General features: G+C 71.1%; 15 protein-coding genes. 4 read left to right on the forward strand and 11 right to left on the reverse strand.

The window, feature by feature from the left end:
* Positions 1-7 precede the first annotated feature (7 nt).
* The 3 genes from H4W81_RS42650 to H4W81_RS42660 are packed head-to-tail and all read right to left on the reverse strand — an operon-like array spanning position 8 to position 3,520.
* Positions 8-574 (reverse strand): TetR/AcrR family transcriptional regulator, encoded by a 567-nt coding sequence (locus H4W81_RS42650; RefSeq protein WP_192779991.1) that lies wholly within the window; start codon positions 572-574, stop codon positions 8-10.
* Entirely contained in the window at positions 571-2,961 is a 2,391-nt protein-coding gene (locus H4W81_RS42655; RefSeq protein WP_192779992.1) for a YhgE/Pip domain-containing protein, read from the reverse strand. Before H4W81_RS42655 ends, H4W81_RS42650 begins: the two co-directional genes overlap by 4 nt.
* Before the next feature lies 1 nt (position 2,962).
* On the reverse strand, positions 2,963-3,520 hold the full coding sequence (locus H4W81_RS42660) for an ATP-binding cassette domain-containing protein (RefSeq protein WP_192779993.1): 558 nt from the start codon (positions 3,518-3,520) through the stop codon (positions 2,963-2,965).
* A 144-nt stretch (positions 3,521-3,664) separates the two neighbouring features.
* Between H4W81_RS42660 and H4W81_RS42665 the strand changes: the two genes are divergently transcribed.
* A complete protein-coding gene (locus tag H4W81_RS42665; protein WP_192779994.1) occupies positions 3,665-4,141 on the forward strand; it encodes a PPOX class F420-dependent oxidoreductase in 477 nt (158 codons plus the stop codon).
* Here the strand turns inward: H4W81_RS42665 and H4W81_RS42670 are convergent.
* The 3 genes from H4W81_RS42670 to H4W81_RS42680 all read right to left on the reverse strand — a co-directional run bounded on the left by H4W81_RS42670 (position 4,116) and on the right by H4W81_RS42680 (position 7,244).
* Positions 4,116-4,559 carry a GNAT family N-acetyltransferase gene (locus H4W81_RS42670; RefSeq protein ID WP_192779995.1) on the reverse strand — a complete coding sequence of 148 codons (444 nt, stop codon included), beginning with the start codon at positions 4,557-4,559 and terminating at the stop codon, positions 4,116-4,118. The genes H4W81_RS42665 and H4W81_RS42670 overlap by 26 nt on opposite strands.
* Before the next feature lie 198 nt (positions 4,560-4,757).
* Positions 4,758-5,666, reverse strand: a complete 909-nt coding sequence (locus tag H4W81_RS42675) for an aminoglycoside phosphotransferase family protein (RefSeq protein WP_192779996.1) — start codon at positions 5,664-5,666, stop codon at positions 4,758-4,760.
* A 183-nt stretch (positions 5,667-5,849) separates the two neighbouring features.
* A complete protein-coding gene (locus H4W81_RS42680; protein ID WP_225959057.1) occupies positions 5,850-7,244 on the reverse strand; it encodes a dipeptidase in 1,395 nt (464 codons plus the stop codon).
* 180 nt (positions 7,245-7,424) lie between these two features.
* On the opposite strand from H4W81_RS42680, the gene H4W81_RS42685 reads away from it, so the two are divergent.
* Both H4W81_RS42685 and ald read left to right on the forward strand, forming a co-directional pair.
* Positions 7,425-8,807, forward strand: a complete 1,383-nt coding sequence (locus tag H4W81_RS42685; protein ID WP_192779998.1) for an aspartate aminotransferase family protein — start codon at positions 7,425-7,427, stop codon at positions 8,805-8,807.
* Between the two features lie 21 nt (positions 8,808-8,828).
* Entirely contained in the window at positions 8,829-9,944 is a 1,116-nt protein-coding gene (gene ald, locus H4W81_RS42690) for an alanine dehydrogenase (protein ID WP_192779999.1), read from the forward strand.
* A 205-nt stretch (positions 9,945-10,149) separates the two neighbouring features.
* Here ald and H4W81_RS42695 read toward each other — a convergent pair whose 3' ends face one another.
* The 5 genes from H4W81_RS42695 to H4W81_RS42715 form a co-directional block, all read right to left on the reverse strand.
* Positions 10,150-11,544 (reverse strand): tetratricopeptide repeat protein, encoded by a 1,395-nt coding sequence (locus H4W81_RS42695; RefSeq protein WP_192780000.1) that lies wholly within the window; start codon positions 11,542-11,544, stop codon positions 10,150-10,152.
* A 67-nt stretch (positions 11,545-11,611) separates the two neighbouring features.
* On the reverse strand, positions 11,612-12,490 hold the full coding sequence (locus H4W81_RS42700; RefSeq protein WP_192780001.1) for a sulfite exporter TauE/SafE family protein: 879 nt from the start codon (positions 12,488-12,490) through the stop codon (positions 11,612-11,614).
* A 2-nt stretch (positions 12,491-12,492) separates the two neighbouring features.
* Positions 12,493-12,693 carry a hypothetical protein gene (locus H4W81_RS42705; protein WP_192780002.1) on the reverse strand — a complete coding sequence of 67 codons (201 nt, stop codon included), beginning with the start codon at positions 12,691-12,693 and terminating at the stop codon, positions 12,493-12,495.
* Positions 12,694-12,830: 137 nt separating this feature from the next.
* Positions 12,831-13,478: a response regulator transcription factor gene (locus H4W81_RS42710; RefSeq protein WP_192780003.1), complete on the reverse strand. Its 648-nt coding sequence runs from the start codon at positions 13,476-13,478 to the stop codon at positions 12,831-12,833.
* Positions 13,475-14,575 (reverse strand): sensor histidine kinase, encoded by a 1,101-nt coding sequence (locus tag H4W81_RS42715; protein ID WP_192780004.1) that lies wholly within the window; start codon positions 14,573-14,575, stop codon positions 13,475-13,477. The genes H4W81_RS42710 and H4W81_RS42715 overlap by 4 nt, the downstream gene beginning before the upstream one ends.
* A gap of 95 nt (positions 14,576-14,670) precedes the next feature.
* On the opposite strand from H4W81_RS42715, the gene H4W81_RS42720 reads away from it, so the two are divergent.
* Positions 14,671-16,416, forward strand: a complete 1,746-nt coding sequence (locus H4W81_RS42720) for a gamma-glutamyltransferase family protein (RefSeq protein ID WP_192780005.1) — start codon at positions 14,671-14,673, stop codon at positions 16,414-16,416.
* The last annotated feature ends 15 nt before the right edge of the window (positions 16,417-16,431 follow it).

The raw sequence follows: 16,431 nt of genomic DNA on the forward strand, positions 1-16,431 counted from the left end.
GCGAGGCTCAGCGCAGGCGGCCGTGCAGCAGTTCGACGAGTGTCCCGTGCGTGCGCTCCAGCGGCCGGTCCGGATGGAGCGCACGCCGCTCGATGGCTACCGTCAGCACCATGCCGAAGATCGCCGTCGCCGCGGTGTCGGTGTCGAGGTCCTCCCTCGCGACGCCCTCCGCCACGGCCCGGCGCAGGACGTCCGAGTAGACGCCCAGCGCCTCGGCCCTGAGCTTGGCGACCGCCTCCTGCCAGGCCGTGCGCCACATCTCGGCCAGCAGCACCCTGGCGAAGGCGCCGTACTCCTCGAAGAACCTCAGCTGGCCGAGGACCGTGGCGTCGAGCGCGGCCAGCGCGCTGTCGCCAACGGCAGCCTCGCGCAGCGCCTGCGCCAGCCGCTCGATGCTGTGCTCGAGCAGCGCGGTGAACAGCGCCTCCTTGCTGCCGAAGTTGTAGAAGACGGTGCCCTTGGCCACCCCGGCGCGCTCGGCGATCGCGTCGACGGTGGTGGCCGTGTAGCCCTGCTCGGCGATCAGGTCGATCGCCGCGGCGAACACCTTCGAGCGGGTCTCCGCCCTGCTCACAGCGACAGCTCCGGGTGCAGGCGCTTGACCGACCAGGTGCGCCCCTTGTGCACCGCGAGCACGGTGAGCGCGAGACCGAGGAGCAGGAACAGGGTGAGCACGCCGCAAGCCTGCCACACGACCGTGAGATCGCCGCCACTGATCAGCCTGCGCAGTGCCGAGACCACCCAGCTCATCGGCAGCCACGGCGAGATCGTCTGGAAGAAGCCGGGCGAGGTCTCGATCGGGTAGGTGCCCGCCGCCGAGGTGAGCTGGAGCATCAGCAGGGCCAGCGCCGCCACCCTGCCCGGCGCGCCGAGCAGCGCGTTGACCGCCTGGACGATCGCCATGAACGCCGCCGCCGTCAGCAGCAGCAGCCCCACCACGCCGGCCCAGTGCGCGGCCTCCAGCCCCAGAGCGAACCTGAGGACGGCGAGCAGCACGCCGACCTGCGCCGCGCCCAGCGCCATGGCGGGGATCCAGCCGGAGAACGCGATCCGCAGGGCGCCCGCCGTACCGGCGAGAAGGCGCGGGTTGAGCGGGCGCAGCACCATGTAGACGATCATCGCGCCGACCCAGAGCGCCAGCGGCACGAAGAACGGGGCGAAGCCGGTGCCGTAGTTGGGCACCTCGTTGTCCACGGATGTGGCCAGCCGGACCGGGTCGCTCATCATGTCCGTGCGCCCGTCGCGCTCGGACCGGCTGTAGTCGGGGATCTGCTCGGCGCCGTCGGACAGCCCGTCCGCCAGCTCCTTCGAGCCGTCGCTGATCTTGCCCGAACCGTCGTGCAGCTTGCCGACGCCGGTGTGCAGCTGGTCGGCGCCGTCGCTCAGCCTGCCGACGCCGGTGCGCAGCCGAGTCGCGCCGTCGGTGAGCTTCACCAGGCCGCCGCCCAGCTTGCCGAGCCCGTCGGTGACCTGCTGGGAGCCGTCGGCCAGCTTGCCGACGCCGTTCTCCAGCCTGCCCACGGCCGTCCCCGACTTGGTGACGCCCGCGTGGACCTGGGCCGCGCCGTCGGCCAGCTGGGCCAGACCCGCGTCCAGCGCGTTGTACTGGTCGCGCAGGGCCGCGACCTGCGGCCCGACCTTGGGCGCCGCCTCGGCCACCTTGCGCGCGTTCGCGGCCAGCTGCCTGGCCTCGCGCTGCAGCTCCGCGATGGACTGCCTGGTCTGCGGGCTGGTGCCGGAACCTCCCTCGCCCAGCGCGCCCGCCTCGTCGGCGGCCGACTGCGCGGACGAGGCCGCCGACTGCGCGGAGGAGACGGCGGCGCGCGCCATCCTGCGCAGCTCGGGGTCGGCGTCGGGGTTGCTCTCCAGATAGTCCTGGACGGCCTGCGCCCGGTCGGCCGCCTCGGTGGCCGCTCCGCTCACCCTGTCCAGCTTCGCGCCGATCCTCGCGGCGGCCCCCGAACCAGGCCCCTGGCCCGTCTCCGCGCCGAGCCCGTCGGCGATCGCGTCCAGGCCGTCGGCGAGGTGGTCGGCGGCCTCGCCCACCTTCGGTCCCCACTCCTCCAGCACGGGGACGTAGGTGTCGGCCGCGGCGTTGACCCTGCCCGTGTTGGCGTGCACCTGGTCGTAGACCTGCTTGTTGCCCGCCGCGACCTTCGCCGACCCCTCGCCCAGCTTGGCCAGGCCCGTGCTGAGCTGGACGAGGCCGTCCTGCGCGGTGATGAGCCCGTTGGTCACCTTGGCCGAGCCGGCGGCGAGCTTGCCCGTCGCGGTGTTCGCGCTGCCCAGGCCCACGGTGAGCTGCTGGGCGCCGTTCCTGGTCTGCCCGAGGCCCGCCGACAGCTGCTGGGTGGCGTCCTCGGTCCGGCCCAGGCCCTTGTCGATCTTGTTGGCGCCCTTGTGCAGCTCATCCGCGCCGTCGGCCGCCTCGGTGGTCTTGTCGTGCATGTCGCCGATCGAGACGAAGACCTGGTCGAGGTAGTCGCGCACGGCCGTCTGCGCGGCGGCCGCCCTGACCTCGTTGAAGACCGCGTCGGAGATCGAGCTCATGATGTAGGAACGGCCGGTGTCCACCTCCACGCCGAGCTCGGCGGGGGAGGGCGTGCCGTCCTTCGAGGGCGAGGCCAGCCGCGAGCTGAAGTCGGAGGGGATGGTCAGCGACAGGTAGTAGCTGCCGTCACGCACGCCGTCGGCGGCCTGCTCGGGGGTGGCCGCGTGCCAGTCGAAGACCTCGCGCTCCCTCAGCTCCTCGGCGAGGTCCTGGCCCGCGTGCAGTTTCTTGCCGTCGGCCGTGGCCGGGCGGTCCTCCATGACCAGGGCGACGGGCACCCTGTCGAGGTGCCCCTGCGGATCCCAGAACGACCAGAGGTACAGGCCCGCGTACAGCAGCGGCAACATCACCACGGCCGCGATCGCCGCTCTGGTCAGCCGCGACCGCGAGAACCGGCGCAACTCCTTCATCTCACAGCTCCACGAGGTGGTCGTAGCGGGCGGGAGGCGTCACGCAGGAGGCGACGACGGTCGTGTCCAGGCTCCTGAGCAGGTCCCAGAGCGCGAGGCGGTGCTCGGGCGGCAGCCCCGCGTCGATGTTGTCGGCGACGATCAGGGCGGGGGAGTCGAGCAGCGCCAGGGCGACGCCGAGCCGTACCTGCCGCTCCCTGTCGAGCTCCCGCACGAGCGTGCGCTGGTCCACGTCGAGGCCCGCCCCCTCGAGGGCCTCGGCGTGCCGCCCCCTGCGGCGCCGCTCGTGCAGGTGCTCCTTGACGGTCAGTGCTCTGTCGAGGTCGGTCACCCCGTCCACCAGCGCCAGGGCGGCGACCTTGCGGATCGCCCTCGGCTTGCTGTGGCCGGCGACCTGCAGCGTGCCCTTCGTCGGCTTCATCCGGCCGGAGAGGGTGAGCAGCAGGCTCGTCCGGCCGCTGCCGGTCGGGCCCGCGACCACGGTGAGCGTGTTCTGCGCGGCGTCGATCGTGACGTCGCCGAACACCCCCTCCACCGAGAGACCTTTCGCGACGATCACCACGACTCCTCTTTAGAACTGACCAGTCAGTACAAAAGCTAGCGCATGAGGAGTTCCGGCGTGTGACCGGACGGGGTGACCCTCACCACGGTCGGTACTGGAGGGGTTTTCTGGACGGCGGTGGGCTTCTGGAAGGCTGGGGGCATGTCGCCAACGATCGCCACCGCCCGTCGGGTGTCGCTGCCCGAACTGCTCGAGTTCCTGCGTACGAGGCACCGCGGCCTGCTGAGCACCACCCGCTCGACAGGGCGCCCGCAGCTCTCACCCGTCACGTGCGGTGTTGACGGCGAGGGCCGGATCGTCGTCTCCACCTACCCCTCGCGTGCCAAGTCCCGCAACGCCCGACGCGACGAGCGGGTGTCCATCTGCGTGCTGTCCGAGGAGTGGAACGGACCCTACGTCCAGGTCGACGGCAGGGCCGAGGTCCTGGACATGCCCGAGGCGCTGGAACCGCTGGTGGAGTACTACCGGTGCATCTCGGGCGAGCATCCCGACTGGGAGGAGTACCGCGAGGCGATGCGCCGCCAGGACAAGTCGCTGATCCGCATCCACATCGACACCTGGGGACCCATCGCCACGGGCGGCTTCCCTCCGTCTATGGCAGCTCGATCTGATACCTGATGAAGCCCTTGTTCTGGGCCACCCGGTCGTAGAGCCGGCGCGCGGTCGCGTTGGACTCGTGCGTGTTCCAGTACACGCGACCGCACCCGCGCCGCCCCGCCTCCTCGGTCACGGCCTCGATCAGCGCACGGGCGACGCCGCGGCCGCGCGCCTCCTCGGCGGTGAAGAGGTCCTGCAGGTAGCAGACGTCCCGGTCGGGGGCGGAGGTGCTGGGGTGGAAGAGGAAGTGGGTGATCCCGACCAGCTTGCCGTCCACCTTCGCGCCGAGCGCGTGCATCCTGTCGTCCTTCTCGAACTCCCGCCAGGCCGCCACGTACATCTCGTCGGGCTCGGTGCGCTGGTAGAAGTCGATGTAGGCGCGGAAGAGCTCCTCCCACGCGGGACGGTCGGAGGGGAGGAGCCTGTCGATGGAGATCATGCGCGCCAATCTAGAGAGAAGTGGCCCCCTCCACCACGGCCACTCTTCCGGAAAACCACCAGACCACTTGCTGTCCCTGTCGCGGTCGTGCCCACTGGCCCGCTTTCGACGCCCGTCCGCACGGGGAGAGGAAGCCCCGAGAGTGGCGCTCCGCCTTCGCGGTCACCCTGCCTTCGTCGTCCTCATGGGTCCGGTGGCTCAGTCCAGGTCGGCGATGAGGGCGTCGAGGTGGCGGAGGGCGGTGGTCACGCGGGCCGGGTCGGCGTAGAAGGGGTCGTCGGGGACGGGCAGGGACGCCGCCAGCCCCCACCCGCGCCCACGCGCCCACGTCGCGTCGTCGACGCCGAGCTCCGCACGGAAGACGTCCCGCGCCCCCGAGGGCAGGAACTTCCACGCCGGCAGCAGATCGCACGCGGGGTCGCCCACGGCCAGCGTCCCGAAGTCGATGACGGCGCTCAGCCGGCCGTCGACGGACAGGAGGTTCCCCGTCGCGAGGTCGCCGTGAACCCACACCGGCGGCCCCTCCCACGCGGGCGCCGCCAGCGCCGCCTCCCACACGGCCGTCACCGCGTCGGTGTCGACCAGCCCCTTCAACGCCGCGATCTTCGGACGGACACGCGCCTCGGAGGCCAGCGAGTCGCGCTCGTCTCCCATGGGCACGCCGCGGAAGGCGTTGCTCCACTCGGGACCAGGCCCGCCCGTGGGGTCGATCGCCTGCAGGGCGGCGACGAACCCGGCGAGCTCGATCGCCGTCCGGACCGGATCGGCGAGGCCCTCGGTCGTCGCGGTCTCGCCCTCGAGCCAGCGGTAGACCGACCACGGATAGGGATAGCCCTCGCCCGGCCGGCCCATGGCGAGCGGCTCGGAGACGGGCAGCGGCAGGTGCGGGGCCAGCTTGGGCAGCCACCGGTGCTCCCTCTCCACCTGCCCGACCCAGCGCGCGTAGCGGGGCAGCCGTACGGACATGTCCTCGCCGAGCCTGAACGTCGCGTTGTCCATCCCGGAGAGCGGGACCGGCGCGAGGGGGAGCTCCGCCCACTCGGGGAACTGAGCGGCGAGCAACCGGCGCACGAGGGCGTCATCGATGGTGGGATCGGGTGTGGACATGCGCGCTCCTCGCCTGGACGACGAGCCCTCATCCCACCGGCCCCAGCACCACCTGTCCACCGAATTTCCGCACTAACCATTCCGCCGGCGAGGGGGATGGGGGGAGCTCGGCTCCCCCATGAGGGGAGCCCGAGCCCCTACGCGCGAAGCGCGCCCCCGGTGCGGCCCATGCGGTCGAAGTGATTAGACGCCCAGGGCGGAGGGGGCGCCGTACTCGGCCAGGAAGAGGGCCTCGGTGGTGGCCACGCGGCGCAGCTCCTCCAGGTTCACCCGCTCGTTCGGAGCGTGGATCGCCGCGTCCTCGTCCTCCGCGCCGAACAGCAGGATCTCCGCCAGGGGGAACTGCTTCAGCAGCGTGTTCACCAGCGGGATCGAGCCGCCCGCGCCCACGTCGCGCGGTGCGCGGCCGAAGGCGCGCTCCATCGCCCTGTTGAGCGCCGAACGGCCGCGGCCGCCCGAGTCGGCCTGGAAGCCGGAGCCGACGACGAAGTCGCCGAAGGAGACCTGGACGCCCCAGGGCGCGACCTGGCGGAGGAAGTCGATGATGGCGTCGAGCGTCGTCTTGGGGTCGCCCGCCGGCGGGATCCTGACGGTCACCCTGGCCCTGGCCACCGCCTGGACGGCGTTGATCGCGCCCGACACCGTGGGCACGTCGAGGCCCGTCACGGTGATCGCGTAGGAGGACCAGAGGCGGTCGGCGAGGGAGCCGGAGCCGACGAGGGAGACGCCGTCGAGGACGCCCGCCGTATTCCTGAACTCCTCCTCGGAGGGACCGGTGCCGAGGAAGCTGCCGCGCGGCAGCCCCGGGACCCTGATGTCGCCGTTGTCGTCGTGCAGCGAGGTGAGCATGCGCATGAGCGCGGCCAGCGCGTCGGGGGCGGCGCCGCCGAAGGAGCCGCTGTGCACGGAGTCGCGCAGGGTGCGGATCTCGATGGTGAAGCCGGCCATGCCGCGCAGCGAGGTGGTGACGGCGGGGTCGCCCAGCTTCGGATTGCCCGTGTCGGCCACGATGATCGCGTCGGCGCGGAGCAGTTCGGGGTTGCGCTCGACGAAGGCCTCCAGGCGCTCGCCCGCGTACTCCTCCTGGCCCTCGATGAGCACCTTGATGCCCACGGGGAAGCGGCCCTGGAAGGCGCGCAGCGCGGCGATGTGGGAGATGATGCCCGACTTGTCGTCCGCGGTGCCCCTGCCGTACAGGTTGCCGTCGATCAGGGTGGGGTCGAAGGGCGGGGTGCGCCAGGCCGCGGGGTCACCCGCGGGCTGGACGTCGTAGTGCGCGTACAGGAGCACGGTGGGCGCGCCGGGCGGCGCGGGGGCGTCGCCGAAGACGGCGGGGAAGCTGCCCTCCACCGGGATCTGCTGCACGCGCGCCAGGCCTGCGCTGCGCAGGAGCTCCTCCGTCACGGCCGCGGCGGCCATGACGGGTTCCTCAGGGTGGCCGGGGAAGGCCACGGAGGGAATGGAGGCGAGCCGCTTCAGGTCCTCGATCGCCTGGGGCATCCCCGCTGCAACGGCGCTCTCTAGCTGGTCAGGAGTCACGGGTCTTCCCCCGGGTCGTTCTCGACAGTAACGCCTCATTGCATCACAGAAGGTTCCGCAGGGTGGAAACGAGGATGACAGGCGCTGCGGATTTCGTCGAGATTACATAGGGGTTCTGCGGATCCCGGATTTCTTGCATAGTGCTGCCACGCTTTCGCTTGGCAAGTTCCCATGTGAGCATGCACACTGTGAGGAGTTCAGACACGAGGGAAGATAGCGATGACGCAGCCCGAAAACGACGTGCTGAAGGCCGCTCAGGACAACCTGTGGTTGCACTTCACCAGACACAGCTCGTACAAGGACAACGAGATCCCCACCATCGTCAGAGGTGAGGGTGCCTACATCTACGACATCCACGGCAAGCGATACCTAGACGGCCTCGCTGGTCTGTTCGTCGTCCAGGTGGGCCACGGGCGTCAGGAGCTGGCCGAGGCGGCCGCCAAGCAGGCCCAGGAGCTGGCCTTCTTCCCACTGTGGTCCTACGCCCACCCCAAGGCGGCCGAGCTCGCGCACCGGCTCGCCCAGGAGGCCCCCGGCGACCTGAACCGCGTCTTCTTCACCACCGGTGGAGGCGAGGCGGTCGAGACCGCGTGGAAGCTGGCCAAGCAGTACTACAAGGTCACGGGCAAGCCGCTCAAGCACAAGGTCATCAGCCGCCAGATCGCCTACCACGGTACCCCGCAGGGCGCCCTGTCGATCACCGGTATCCCGGCGTTCAAGCAGATGTTCGAGCCGCTCGTGCCCGGCTCCATCCGCGTGCCGAACACCAACCACTACCGCGCCGACGAGATCTCCGGTGTGAAGGGCATGACGCCCGAGCAGTTCGGCCTGTGGGCCGCCGACCGCGTCGCCCAGGCCATCGAGATGGAGGGCCCCGACACCGTCGCGGCCGTCTTCGTCGAGCCGGTGCAGAACGCCGGTGGCTGTTTCCCGCCGCCGCCCGGATACTTCCAGCGGCTACGCGAGATCTGCGACGAGTACGACGTGCTCCTCGTCTCCGACGAGGTCATCTGCGCGTACGGCAGGCTCGGCACGATGTTCGGCGGACAGAAGTTCGACTACACGCCCGACATCATCACCTCGGCCAAGGGCCTCACCTCCGGTTACTCGCCGCTCGGCGCGATGATCGCGCACGACCGGCTGTTCGAGCCGTTCAAGGACGGCGCGGAGATGTTCGCCCACGGCTACACCTTCGGCGGGCACCCCGTCTCCGCCGCGGTCGCGCTGGCCAACCTCGACATCTTCGAGCGTGAGGACCTGCTCGGCCACGTCTCCCGCAACGAGGGCGCGTTCAAGAGCACACTGGAGAGGCTGAAGGACCTGCCGATCGTCGGCGACGTCCGCGGCTCCGGCTACTTCTGGGGCATCGAGCTGGTCAAGGACAAGGCGACGAAGGAGACCTTCAGCGCCGAGGAGTCCGAGCGGCTCATCCGCGGATACCTGTCCAACGCGCTCTACTCCAACGGTCTGTACTGCCGTGCAGACGACCGCGGCGACCCGGTCATCCAGCTCGCGCCGCCGCTCATCGCAGGACAGAAGGAGTTCGACGAGATCGAGTCGATCATCCGGAACGTCCTGGTCGAAGGCCTGAACCTCCTTTAACTCCACGAAAGGATCACCCCCATGAAGATCGGCGTTCCCGCCGAGGTGAAGAACCACGAGTACCGCGTCGCCGCCACCCCGGCCGGCGTTCACGAGCTGGTTCGAGGCGGCCACGACGTCCACGTGCAGCGGGGCGCCGGTCTCGGGTCGCACATCCCCGACGAGGAGTACCTGGCCGCCGGCGCCAAGATCCTCGACACCGCCGACGCGGTGTGGGGCGAGTCGGAGATGGTGCTCAAGGTCAAGGAGCCCATCGCCGAGGAGTACCACCGCATGCGCGAGGACCTGGTGCTCTTCACCTACCTGCACCTGGCCGCGGGCAAGGAGTGCGCGAACGCGCTGCTCTCCGCGGGCACCACCGGCATCGCCTACGAGACGGTCCAGGTCGGCAACACGCTGCCGCTGCTGGCTCCGATGTCGGAGGTCGCGGGCCGCCTGGCCCCGCAGGTCGGCGCCTACAACCTCATGCGCTTCAACGGCGGGCGCGGCGTGCTGCCCGGCGGCGTCCCCGGCGTCGCCCCCGCGAAGGTCGTCGTCATCGGCGGCGGCGTCTCGGGCCTGAACGCGGCGCAGATCGCGGTCGGCATGGGCGCGGACGTCACCGTCCTCGACACCAACATCGACCGCCTGCGCTTCATCGACGCGATCTACCAGGGCCGCCTCAAGACCCTCGTCTCGACGTCCTACGCCATCGAGCAGGAGGTCCTGAAGGCCGACCTGGTCATCGGCGCGGTGCTGATCCCCGGCGCCAAGGCCCCGACGCTGGTCTCCAACGACCTGGTCTCCCGCATGAAGCCGGGCTCCGTGCTCGTCGACATCGCCATCGACCAGGGCGGCTGCTTCGAGGACTCCCGTCCGACCACGCACGCCGAGCCCACCTACCAGGTGCACAACTCGATCTTCTACTGCGTGGCGAACATGCCGGGGTCGGTGGCCAACACCTCGACCTACGCGCTGACCAACGCGACGCTGCCGTACGCGGTCAAGCTCGCCAACCTCGGGTGGAAGGAGGCGCTGAAGGCGGACAACGCGCTCGCCCTCGGCCTCAACACCCACGCGGGCCAGCTCACCAACGAGCCGGTCGCGCAGGCGCTCGGCCTGCCGTACGTGCCGGTGGCCGACGTCCTGGCCGCCTGACGGTCCCCCTGAGAACGCCCGCCGGCGATCACCGGCGGGCGTTCTCACCTTTCGTACGGCACAGCGGAGAAACGCCCACCCAGGTCACCGGCGCGCCCCCGTCCAGGGAGACGCCCCTCCAGCTCACCGGCTGACCGTCGTGACGCGAAGGTGTGCCCGGCCTTCCAGCCCCCGCGCTGCGGGAATCCGTCTTCCGCCGGATCTGTCAGCGGGCGCCCAGCCGCTGACGGAGCTCCCGAGCCGTGGCCAGCACGTGCTCCACCTCCGACGGCGTCGGCCACGGTGACGTGCCGGGCCGCAGGATCGTCGTCCGCACCGCGGCCAGGTGCTCCACCGCCGACGCGTGCAGCCCGCTGCGCTCCACCAGCCACACCACCACGTCCGCGTGGTCGCGCAAGGGCCTGGTGAGCAGGTCCCACGTGCCGAGGATCTCCGTGAGATCCCGTACCCTCAGCGTCACCCCGCCCCTGCGTCCCGTGGCCGCGGCGGCCAGCTCGGCCCGCGCCGACAGCTCCGGCTCGGCCAGCCGATCCCAGGTGGGCGGCGGCGGATCGGCCAGCCACTTCTCCGCCTCGTGGGGCTGCCCCGTGGCCGACAGCAGCCCGCCCAGCTCCATCGCCGCCCGGTGATGCCCGGCCAGCGCCGCCTGCCTGAACCAGTGCTGCCCACCCTGCAGGTCGCCCAGCTCCGCGATGAGCAGCAGCCCGAAGTTGAAGGCCGACTCGGCGTCGCCGCTGGCCGCCGCCCTGCCGAACCAGTGGCTGGCCCCCTGCGAGTCGGACAGCTCGACGCAGACGAAGCCCGCCATCCGCTGGTCGTCGAGACGCCCGGCCACCGCCGCCCGCTCGAACCAGGCCCGTGCCGTTCGTAGATCTCGGCGGGAGAGCGCGATGCCGCCGAGCTGGGAGGCCGCGCCAGGATGCTCGCTCTTGGCGGCGAGCCGGTAGTAGGCCTCGGCGCCCTCGGGATCGCGACCGGCCTGCAGGAACAGGCCCAGATGGTAGGCGGCCTCGGCGTGGCCGCCGCGCGCGGCGTACTCCCAGCAGCGGACCGTCTCCTCCTCCTCGCCCATCTGGTAGGACAGGAATCCCAGATCGTGGGCGGAGGCGACGTCGCCGTCGGCGGCGGCCCTGCGGTGCCACTCGCGCGCGAAGGGCAGCTCGCCCGCGTCCTCGCAGATCAGCGCCAGGCGCCTGGCGGCCGACCTGGACCCCGCGTGGGCCGCGCTCTCGAACCACCGGCGGGCCGCCTCGATGTCGCCGCGCTGCTCCAGCAGCAGGGTCGCGAGGTTGACCGCGGCCTCGGCGTCACCGGTGCCCGCCGCCAGCTCGTACCAGCGGACGGCCTCCTCCAGCGTGCCGTGCTTCTCGTGCCAGACGCCCAGGTTGTAGGCGCTGTCGATGTTGCCGCCCGACGCGGCCCGCTCCCACCAGTGCCTGGCGGCCGAACGGTCGCCGCGCTGGGCGTAGAGCTTGCCCAGCCGGTGCGCGGCCTGGGCGTCGCCGTGCTGGGCGGCGACGAGAAGCTCCGGCTCGTCTCCTGAGCGGGGCGCCGGAACGGCTGGCGCCGCCACTTCCTGCTCGTTCTGCCACCACGTCATTGCGACAGGGTGACATGTGATCGGACGATTGCGGAACGTAATCGCGGCAGTAATGGGGGCGACCTGTTCAGCGGAATGTGATGAATCCGGTGAACATCCCCATAGCGCAGACATACCTCAGCTGACCGGGAGGCTGGGCGGGGAGGCGGACGGTGGCGGGGAGATCCACATCTCGGCCGTCGATCGTGAGGTGGGTGGCGCAGGTGGCGTCCCGCCCCGCGCGGAAGTCCACCTCGACCGGGATCCCGGCCTTGGCCTGCGAGATCCCGGGCCGGTAGCCGCGCTCGGTCGCCCAGATCGTCAGCAGCTGCACCCCTCCTGGGCCGGCCCTGGCCGTCGCGGCGGCGGGCGTCGTCACCTGCGGCCACCAGCCGCCCAGGGTCAGCCCTGCGGCGATCGTCCACAGACCCACCGCCACTGCCGCGACCCCGGCGAAAGCGGCCAGCCTGCTCTGGGAAACCCGCCGCAGGACGAACCCCAGCAGGGCGAACGCGGGGGCGGTGCCCACCACGAACCCGCCCATCACGGCGGCGCCGCCGGGCGCCGACGCCGAGGTGACTGCCAGCATCTCCATGCTCAGCGTCACCCCGCAGGGCAGCAGAATGGTCGCGGCGCCGAGGAGTGGGGCCTTCAGGCGGCGCGAGGGCGGTCGCGGCTCGCAGTGTCGGTGGCGGAACATCCGCCGGGCGAAGAAGATCACCATGATCCCCGCCGCGACCAGCATCCCGGCCCTGACGGGTGCGGGGAGCCTGACCATCGAGCCGAGCGTGCCGAGCACCGCTCCCGCCGTGATGTAGGAGGCCAGGCGGCCGGCCAGGAACTGCGCCACCACCCGTGGCGTTCCGGACAGGCCGAACAGCAGGCTGCCCTGCACCGCCGTACACGAAGCGGTTCCCGCCACCAGGCCGGCGGCGATCCCGCTGGCGAACAGGGCGACCGGCTCCACGCTCAGTGAACGAGCGCCAGATCGTCCAGTGAACCGTTCTTGGCCGCCTCGACGATCGAGCCGAACTGGTCGAGGCTCATCTCGACCCGCTGACCGAAGTCGTCGGTGATGACCACCTGGCGTTCTTCGGGCGCCGACCGGTCGACGAAGAGCTCAGGGCAGCCGCAGCTGCAGTTGCCGCAGAAACGGGCGATCGACTGCATTCGATTCCCCACTCTCGAAGTAGTCTTTACCTGCACGGTATTCTCACGCTCCGAAAGCGGCCAGTAACAGTTCTTTCACCGGTGGGCGGGTTTAGGACTTGAGCACCGACGACCTACACCCCGCCCGCCGGGTGGGTTCAGAGCCAGCCGGGCTTGACCAGGCCCGACTCGTAGGCGATGACCACGAGCTGGGCGCGGTCCCGTGCGTGCAGCTTCATCATCGCCCTGCTCACGTGCGTCTTGGCCGTGGCGGGTGACATGAAGAGCCTGGCCGCGATCTCGTCGTTGGTCATCCCGGTGCCGACCAGGGCCAGCACCTCGCGCTCGCGCTCGGTCAGCAGCTCGAGACCGTCGCTCGACATCGGCTCCTTGGCCCTGGTGGCGTACTCTGCGATCAGCCGCCTGGTCACCGAAGGGGACAGCAGCGCCTCGCCAGCGGCCACCACGCGCACCGCCTGGATCAGCTCGGCCGGCTCGGTGTCCTTCACCAGGAACCCGCTGGCGCCGCCGCGCAGCGCCTCGAAGACGTATTCGTCCAGCTCGAAGGTGGTCAGGATGATGATCCGCGGCCCCGCGGGCATCTGCCTGGTCGCGGTGAGACCGTCGGTGCCGGGCATGCGGATGTCCATCAGCACGACGTCGGGCGCGGTCGTGCCCGCCAGCCGTACGGCCTGCGCCCCGTCGGCGGCCTCGGCCACGACGGTCATGTCGGGCTGCGCGTCGAGCAGCGCCCTGAAGCCCGCCCGCACCAGCGCCTGGTCGTCCGCCAGCAGCACCTTGATCATTCCGTCTCCTCCGGTAGTGGCAGCCTGGCCTCGACCTTGAACCCGGCCCCAGACGGGCCTGCGACCAGCGTGCCGCCCAGCGCGGCGGCCCGCTCGCGCATGCCGGGGATCCCGTTGCCGCTGCCCTCCTCGGACAGGACGGCAGGCGTGGCGGGCCCGGTGTCGCCGACCGTGATGACCAGTTCGCCCGGCAGGTACTCCAGCCGCACGCTGACGCGGGATCCGGGCGCGTGCCGGGCGGCGTTGGTGAGCGACTCCTGCACGATGCGGTAGGCCGCCCGCTCGACCTGCGCAGGCAGCGGCCTCGAGCCGACCTGCTTGAGCGACACGTCCAGGCCGGACCGCTCGACCAGGTCGCCGAGGCGGTCGAGGCCCGCGGTGGGCGAGCGGGGCGCGCCCTCGCGCAGCACGTTCAGCACCGAGCGCAGCTCGCCGAGCACCTCCTTGGAGGCGGCCTTGATCGTGGTGAGCGCGCTGCGGGCCTGCGAGGGGTCGTCGTCGATGAGGTGCAGCGCCGTGGAGGCCTGCACGTGGATCAGTGAGATGTTGTGCGCCAGCACGTCGTGCAGCTCCTGCGCCATGGTCAGGCGCTCCTCGCTGGCCTGGCGGCGCGACTCCTCCTCGGCCACCCGTGCGTGCTCGGCCCGCCCTTCGCGCCGGTATCGCGCCATCTCCCCGGCGGCGAGGATCAGCAGCATGACGGCGACGATCGCCAGGATGTGCCAGGAGCCGGGCGACGGCGAGGCCACCAGCCAAGTGGAGTAGACGAGGAAGTACGCGGCGGTGAGCGCCGAGGCGATCCACGCCACCTTCCTGCGACCCTGGGAGACGGTCTGGAAGAGCAGGATGATCGGGCTCAGGAAGACAGGTCCGTACGGGTAGCCGACGGCCACGTAGGCGCAGGTCGCCATGAGTGTGGCGGCCAGCGAGGTGATCGGGAAGCGGCGCGTCGTCAGCATCGCCACCGGCCCGACGAGCAGCAGCACGACACCGAGGGCGTCGACCGGAAGGCGGTCCGGCTGGTTGTAGCCCGCCCCCTGTGAGGCGATCACCTGGAACACGGCGACCACCAGGGCGAGGTAAGGGGTCTTGCGCACGCGTCCACGCTAGACGACCCCACCAGACCCGCACATCCTTCCCGTGTCGCAGGGGGCCCTACCGCGACAGGCGTATCGGGTTCATTCTTGGGATCATGCGCCGACACATCCTCGCTCTCGTCGCCGTCACACCGCTGCTCGTCATGGCGCCCCTCGCGCCCGTGGCAGCCGAGCACAAGCCACCGCCCGCGCAGAAGCAGCCCGTCGCCGAGGGGTACGGCGGCGCGGTGGCGACCGTCGACCTCGACGCCAGCAAGGCCGCGCTGGCCGTACTCCAGAAGGGCGGCAACGCCATGGACGCCGCCGTGGCGGCGGGCGCGGTGCTGGGCGTCACCGAGCCGTACTCCGCGGGCCTGGCCGGAGGCGGCTTCATGGTCTACTACGACGCCAGACGCGGCAAGGTCCACTCCATCGACGGTCGTGAGACCGCGCCCTCCGCGATGACGCCGACCTCCCTCGAGGGGATCCCGTTCGCGGAGGCCGTCACCAGCGGCCTGTCGGCGGGGGTGCCGGGTGCGGTCGCCCAGTGGGAGCTCGCGCTGCGCACATTCGGCACGATCAGCCTGCGTGAGGCGCTGAAGCCCGCGATCGAGGTCGCGCGGAAGGGCTTCGTGGTCGACCAGACCTTCCACGACCAGACCGCGGCGAACGCCGCCAGGTTCAAGGACATCGCCTCCACCGCCAAGCTCTACCTGCCGAACGGCGCGCCGCCGCCGGTCGGCTCGGTGTTCAAGAATCCGGAGCTCGCCGACACCTACCACGAGCTGGGCAGGCGCGGCGGCGAGTGGCTCTACGGCGGGCGGCTCGGCCAGGAGATCGTCAGGACGGTCAAGAACCCGCCGATCACGCCGGGCGCGACGCGCAACGTGCGTCCCGGCCTGATGGAGCTCTCCGACCTGACCGCCTACCGGGCGTTGCTGCGCGAGCCGACCCGCGTCGACTACAAGGGCATGCAGGTGTACGGCATGCCGATCCCCTCCTCCGGCGGCTCCACGGTCGGCGAGGCGCTCAACATCCTCGAGGCGCTGCCGAACGTCGGCATGCACGAGTACCTGGAAGCCTCCCGCCTGGCCTTCGCCGACAGGGGCAAGTACGTCGGCGACATCCCCAACGTGCCGATGGCCGAGCTGCTCAGCGACGGCTTCGCCAAGGAGCGGGCCTGCCTGGTGGGAGAGCGGGCGATGGCGCACCCGGCGGCGCCGGGCGAGCCCGACGGCAGCTACTCCGACTGCGGGCAACCCTTGGGCGAGCCCGCCCCCTCGCCCGCCGAGGAGGGCCCGGAGACCACCCACCTGGTCGTCGCCGACCGCTGGGGCAACGTCCTCGCCTACAACCTGACGATCGAGTCGACGGGCGGCAACGGCATCGTGGTGCCCGGCAGGGGCGTCCTGCTCAACAACGAGCTGACCGACTTCACCTTCGGGCCGGCTCCCGGCGACCCGAACCTGCCGGCTCCCGGCAAGCGTCCCCGCTCGTCCATGGCCCCGACCATCGTGCTCGAGCACGGCAGGCCGGTGCTGGCCGTGGGGTCACCCGGCGGCTCCACGATCATCACGACCGTGCTGCAGATCATGGTCAACCGCTACGAGCTCGGCATGCCGCTGCCGGAGGCGCTGGCCGCCCCGAGGGCGACGCAGCGCAACACCGAGCAGACCCAGGCCGAGCCGGGCTTCATCCAGACCTACGGGGCCGAGCTGGGAGCCAGGGGTCACCTCTTCGCGCCGAACCCCGAGATCGGCGCAGCGACCGCTCTGGAGTTCGTCGGCAGAGGCCGGATCCAGGCCGTGGCCGAGCCGGTACGGCGCGGCGGCGGCAGCGCCTTGGTGGTGAGACCTCGCTAACTCGTCGCCCTGCCG

Source organism: Nonomuraea africana (genome assembly GCF_014873535.1).
GTDB lineage: Bacteria > Actinomycetota > Actinomycetes > Streptosporangiales > Streptosporangiaceae > Nonomuraea > Nonomuraea africana.